4 protein-coding genes and 1 pseudogene are annotated in these 4,461 nt (G+C 76.0%); 2 read left to right on the top strand and 3 right to left on the bottom strand.

Annotated features, from left to right (window positions below):
* Positions 1-751 (top strand): MMPL family transporter (locus tag ACFV5N_RS25150; RefSeq protein ID WP_385604037.1); only part of this gene is annotated, 751 nt, incomplete at its 5' end.
* Between the two features lie 221 nt (positions 752-972).
* Entirely contained in the window at positions 973-1,956 is a 984-nt protein-coding gene (locus ACFV5N_RS25145; RefSeq protein ID WP_385604040.1) for a helix-turn-helix transcriptional regulator, read from the top strand.
* Positions 1,957-1,983: 27 nt separating this feature from the next.
* On the opposite strand, the gene ACFV5N_RS25140 is transcribed toward ACFV5N_RS25145, so the two are convergent.
* From ACFV5N_RS25140 to ACFV5N_RS25130, 3 genes and pseudogenes are all read right to left on the bottom strand, one after another.
* Complete coding sequence (locus ACFV5N_RS25140) at positions 1,984-2,754, bottom strand: GNAT family N-acetyltransferase (RefSeq protein WP_385604034.1); 771 nt, start codon at positions 2,752-2,754, stop codon at positions 1,984-1,986.
* The gene (locus tag ACFV5N_RS25135; RefSeq protein WP_385604031.1) at positions 2,751-4,211 is read right to left on the bottom strand and encodes a phytoene desaturase family protein; all 1,461 of its coding nucleotides are present in this window, start codon (positions 4,209-4,211) and stop codon (positions 2,751-2,753) included. The genes ACFV5N_RS25140 and ACFV5N_RS25135 overlap by 4 nt, the downstream gene beginning before the upstream one ends.
* 20 nt (positions 4,212-4,231) lie before the next feature.
* Positions 4,232-4,461, bottom strand: a pseudogene (locus ACFV5N_RS25130) (hypothetical protein); the annotation flags it as partial.

Genomic DNA, 4,461 nt, shown 5'->3' with positions numbered 1-4,461 from the left:
CGACGGCACGGTCCGCATCGACGCCACCCTGGCCGACTCGGCCGACAGCGAGGCCGCCCAGCGCACGGTGGAACGGCTGCGGACGGCCGTCCACGCGATCGACGGCGCCGACGCCCTGGTCGGCGGCTACACCGCCCAGCAGTACGACACCCAGGAGACCGCGAGCCGGGACCGGCTGATCATCGTGCCCATCGTCCTGGTCGTCATCGTGGGCATCCTGACCGTGCTGCTGCGCTCGCTGCTGATGCCGCTGCTGCTGGTGGGCACCGTCGCGCTGAACTACCTGGCGACCCTGGGCATCTCGGCGCTGCTCTTCCAGAACATCCTGGGCTTCTCCGGCACGGACGCGTCGGTGCCGCTGTACGGGTTCGTCTTCCTCGTCGCGCTCGGCGTCGACTACAACATCTTCCTGATGTCCCGGGTGCGCGAGGAGACCCTGACGGGCGGGGTGCGGACGGGCATGCTGCGCGGGCTGGTGTCGACGGGCGGGGTCATCACCTCGGCGGGGGTGGTCCTGGCGGCCACCTTCAGCGCCCTCGCCGTGATCCCGCTGTCCTTCCTCGCGCAGATCGCGTTCATCGTCGCCTTCGGTGTGCTGCTGGACACCCTGGTGGTGCGCTCGCTGCTCGTCCCGGCGCTGGTCCTGGACATCGGCCCGCGCGCCTGGTGGCCCAGCGCCATCGGACACCGGGCCGCCGGTGCCGCCTCCGGGGCCGCGTCCGCAACGGAGGGAGCGGGTCGGCCCGGATGACGGCCCGGCCGGGCCGCGCCGAGCGGCCGGTCCCCGGCGGGCGGATTACCGCCTGGCGGGGACCGGCCCACGACCGGCACTTCACAGGAAGACCGCGCGCTGGTAACACCCGGGCTCTACGCAAAGCACGGAAGTCCCTTTAGGCTGTGGCGTGTTCGTCACCACCTGACGCACCACGCGCACAACATCCGTGGGGAGGGCACACCGTGGGCGCACACGCGATGTCGGTGCTCGGACTCTCGGCCTCCGAGGAGAGCGTCTACCGGCACTTCCTGCGCAACCCCCGCACCTCGCCGCGCGACATCCACGTCGTCCTGCGGTCGGACGCCGCCGAGGCCGGGCGCGCGGTGGAGCGGCTGCGCGAACTGCGGCTGCTCCAGGGGGACGACGAGCACACCTGGGCCGCCGAGCCGGACGCCGCCGTCCCCCGGCTCGCCGAGGAACGGCTGGAGATGCTGCACCAGGAGATGCGGCACCTCACCCACACCCGCGCCATCGTCGACTCGCTGCACCGCGAACGGCCCGGCGCGGCCGGCCGGGGCGCGCCCGCGCCCGGTATCGAACGGCTCGAAGATCTGCGGCTGGTGCGCAGCCGCATCGACGACCTGTCCTTCTTCGCCCACGTCGAGGTGCTGTCCGCCGAGCCGTACGAGGCGCTGACCAAGGAGAACATCGAGCACGCCCGGCCGCTCGACCTGCGCTGCCTGCGCCGGGGGGTGCGCATCCGCAACCTGGTGCGGGCCGTCGCCCTCCAGGACACCCTCACCCTCGGCTATCTGCGCGAACTCACCGCCCACGGCGCGCAGATCCGCGTCGCGGACGAGTTCTCCGAGCTGATGCTGATCTACGACCGGCACACCGCCCTCGTCCCCATCGACCCGGCCGACACCTCGCGCGGGGCGCTGTGCGCGCGCGAGACGGCGCTCGTCGGCAACATCATCACGCTCTTCGAACGGCTGTGGGAGGGAGCGCGCGACTTCCGTTCCCTGGTGGACGCGCCGGACCGGCAGGCCCCCGGGCTCTCCGACATCCAGCTCCAGGTGCTGCGCCGGATGTGCGCGGTCAGCAAGGACGAGACGGGTGCCCGGGAGGTCGGGGTGTCCCTGCGGACCTACCGGCGGCACATCGCGGATCTGCTGCACCTGCTGGACGCGGAGAACCGCGCCCAGGCCGCGCTGCTGGCCCGTGACCGGGGCTGGATCTGAGGACGCGGACGGCGGCCGGGACGGGCCTCACCGGCGCAGGGTGAACCGCAGTTCCGGGCGCTCCCAGGTGATCTCCGGCGGGGTCGGGGCGACCGTCCCCACCCGCTCGGCGCCCACGCTCCGGTAGAACCCCTCGGCCGGGGGGTGGGAGACCACGCGGACCTCGGTGAGACCGGCCCGCCCGGCCTGCTCGGTCATGTGCGCGATGAGGAGCCGGCCCACTCCCCTGCCCTGTGCCTCGTCCGCCACGAACGCCAGGTCGAGTTCCGGCGGTTCCAGCACGAGTGCGTAGAAACCCAGCAGGTGCCCGGAGGTGTCGGCGGCCAGGAACACCCGGTGCCGGTCGAGGTAGCCGGCGTCCACCCGGTAGCCGGAGATGACCGAGGCGTACTCGCCCCGGCAGGCGCGGGATTCCCGGATCAGTGCGGTGAGGCGCTCCGCGTCCTCGGCGACGGCGCGCCGGATCGTGACCGACGGTGTCTCTCCGGGGCGGGAGGGCGCGCTCGCGGCCCCGGGGCCGGCGGGCACACCGCCGTCCGCTCCCCGGGGTTGGAGCCGCCAGCGGCCGAGCGCCGGATCGCGCAGCGCCTCGCGCACCGCCGACCGCACCCGGGCGTCGTCCGTGCCGGGCCGTCCCGGTGGTGCCGGGACGGCCCACAGTGTGATGCGCGAGGCGATCGCCTCGTGGCGGTACGTCCACCGGGCGGGCAGCAGGCTCAGCAGCCGCACCAGGGCGATCTCTCCGTCCTCGCCGGCGGCGGTGAGCACCAGCGCGACCGCCGCAGGGCGCTCCGTCACCGGCCGGGCCCCAGCTCCGGTGCGGGCAGCCGGTGTTCGCGGCGCAGCGCGGAGCGGGCGGCCAGCCAGCCGCTCATGCCGTGCACGCTGGGCCCGGGCGGGGTGGCCGCCGAGCACAGGTAGACGCCGGGCAGCGGGGTGCGGTACGGGTCCCAGCGCGGCACCGGGCGGGCCAGCGACTGGCGCAGGGTGATGGCGCCGGTGCCGATGTCGCCGCCCACGTAGTTGGGGTTGTACGTCTCGTAGGCGCTGCCGGGGATGCCGCGTCCGGCCAGCACCGTGTCGCGGAAGCCGGGCGCGTACCGCTCGATGGTGTCCCGGATCAGCGGCAGCGGGTCGCGCCGGTCGCCCGGGGGCAGATGGGCGTAGGCCCAGACCGGACGCTTGCCCGGCAGGGCGCGTCCCGGGTCGGTCACGGCGGGGTCGACCACCAGCACGAAGGGCCGCTCGCCGCGCCGGCCGCAGGCGTTGGCGCGCTCCTGGGCGAAGATCTCCCGGGCGGTGCCGCCCAGGTGCACGGTTCCGGCGCGGCCGACGGGGCGGGCGCGCCACGGGATGGGGTCGGAGACCAGGAAGTCGGCCTTGCCGGCGGCCGGGCCGTACCGGTAGCGGGACAGCGCGCGGGCGTAGCCGGCCGGCAGCGCGGGTCCGGCCAGTTCCAGCAGGGCGCGGGGCGAGAGGTCGAGCAGGATGGTGCGGGCCGGGGCCAGCTGGCCCAGGTCGGTGACCCGGTGGCCGGTGAGGATCCGGCCGCCGTGCGCGGCCAGATCCTCCGCGAGCGCCCGCGCGATGCGGTGGCTGCCGCCGCGCGGCAGCGGCCAGCCGGCCTCGCCGTGCGCCAGGTGGGCCAGCAGCAGCCCCACGGCGGCGCCCGGCAGGGACGGCAACGGGCCCATGACGTGGGCGGCGACCCCGGCGAACAGCGCCGCCGCCTCCTCGCCCCGGAACGCCCGGTGGGCGCCCGGGGTGCCCAGCCGCAGGGCCCGCGGGGCCAGCAGCGGTGCGGCCTGGAGCCCGGCGGGGCCGCGCATGCCGGACAGCAGCAAGTCGGTGACGTCGCGGCTGCGGGCCAGCAGGGGCGCCATCAGCCGCCGCCAGCGGGGGCCGTCCGGGCCGAGGCCGGCGCAGGTGGCGTCCAGGTCGTGCCAGGCGAGCGCCGCCCGGCCGCCGTCCAGCGGGTGGGCGTAGCTCAGCTCGGGGCGCAGCAGTTCCACGCCGCGCGCCGCGAGGTCGAAGGCGCGGAAGAACGGGGATCCGCCCGCCATCGGGTGGACGGCGGCGCACACGTCGTGGCCGACGGCGGAGTCGAACAGCCGGGCCTGGCGCAGCCCGCCGCCCGGGGTGTCGGCGGCCTCGTACACCGTGACCCGCAGCCCGGCCCTGGCCAGGGTGACGGCGGCGGCCAGCCCGTTGGGGCCGCTGCCGACCACCGCCGCCTCCCGGTTCCCCTCGCCCATCGCGCGCCGCCGTGCCCGGCTCACTGCCAGCCGTTGGCGCAGGGCCGGGTCCAGTCCTCGCGGGCGCACTCGTCGCCCGGGTCCGGCGCGGTGGGGCCCGGCCGGGGGACGAGGCGGTCGGCGTCGCCGCCCCCGCCGGGCGCCGGGTACTGCGGGGCGTCGATCGGCTTGCCGCCCACGAGGCCCGTGGAGGCCGGTGCCCAGCCGCCGGAGGCACCGCCGCCGCCGCTGCTGCCGCCACCGCCCTGGT

This window comes from Streptomyces sp. NPDC059853 (genome assembly GCF_042731495.1).
In the GTDB taxonomy this organism is placed as follows: domain Bacteria; phylum Actinomycetota; class Actinomycetes; order Streptomycetales; family Streptomycetaceae; genus Streptomyces.
The sequence above is the reverse complement of the archived record's forward strand: the minus strand, read 5'-3'. Positions and strand labels throughout refer to the sequence as shown.

Bases quoted from the DNA above. Each gene is read 5' to 3' on its own strand.
- ACFV5N_RS25145 (WP_385604040.1), top strand. From the start codon at position 973: ATGTCGGTGCTCGGACTCTCGGCCTCCGAGGAGAGCGTCTACCGGCAC.
- ACFV5N_RS25135 (WP_385604031.1), bottom strand. From the start codon at position 4,211: ATGGGCGAGGGGAACCGGGAGGCGGCGGTGGTCGGCAGCGGCCCCAAC.